The sequence below is a fragment of the bacterium genome, assembly GCA_024224155.1.
In the GTDB taxonomy this organism is placed as follows: domain Bacteria; phylum Acidobacteriota; class Thermoanaerobaculia; order Multivoradales; family JAHEKO01; genus CALZIK01.
In genome coordinates, this window is the sequence record JAAENP010000103.1 from 1 (window position 1) to 795 (window position 795).

The following is a 795-nucleotide window of genomic DNA, read 5'->3' on the forward strand; positions in this document are numbered from 1 at the left end:
AGATTCTCGTAGACCGTGAGGTCGTCGAGCAGGTGGTAGCTCTGGAAGACGAAGCCGATGTTCTCCTTGTGGAGAGCATTGCGATGCTTCGGCTTCATGCTGTGGATCGGGTGGGAGAGGAACTCGTATTCGCCCTCCCACTTGCCGTCGAGCATGCCGAGGATGTGCAGCAACGTCGACTTGCCGGCGCCCGAAGGCCCCATGATGGTGATGAGCTCCCCCGCCTCGATCTCGAGATCGATACGGCGCAGCACGTAGGTGCGGCCGTAGCCGGTCTCGTAGAATTTGTCGAGGTTGTGGGTCCGGATGATCGGTGCCATCGCAGCTAAGCGGCCGCTTCTTCCTCTTCGACGACCCGGCCGTCGAACAGGCGGATGGTCCGCTGGGCGTGGCGCGCGTAGCGCGGATCGTGGGTCACCATGCAAATCGTCGACCCGGCATCGTGGAGCTCCCTCATCAGGTCCATCACCGCTTCGCCGTTCGATGAATCGAGGTTGCCGGTGGGCTCGTCGGCGAGCACGATCGAGGGGTCTCCTACCACTGCCCGGGCGACGGCGACGCGCTGTTGCTGACCGCCCGAGAGCTGGGCCGGGTAGTGCTTCATGCGGTGGGCCATGCCGACCCGCTCCAGGGCGTCCTGGACCTTCTGCTTGCGCTCCGCGGACGGCGTACCACGGTAGGTCAGCGGCAGCTCGACGTTCTCGTAGACCGTCAGGTCGCCGATCAGATTGAAGGCCTGGAAGATGAATCCGACCTCGCGGTTGCGGATGCGCGCCCGCTCCGACAGGGACAGAT

Annotated in this window: 2 protein-coding genes; both read right to left on the reverse strand. The window is 64.2% G+C overall.

Annotated elements, in window-relative coordinates; genetic code table 11:
* Nucleotides 1-311: ATP-binding cassette domain-containing protein (locus tag GY769_06130; GenBank protein MCP4201498.1), on the reverse strand; the 311-nt coding region annotated here is incomplete at its 3' end.
* Nucleotides 312-325: 14 nt separating this feature from the next.
* On the reverse strand, nt 326-795 hold a 470-nt coding region (locus tag GY769_06135), incomplete at its 5' end, for an ABC transporter ATP-binding protein (protein MCP4201499.1).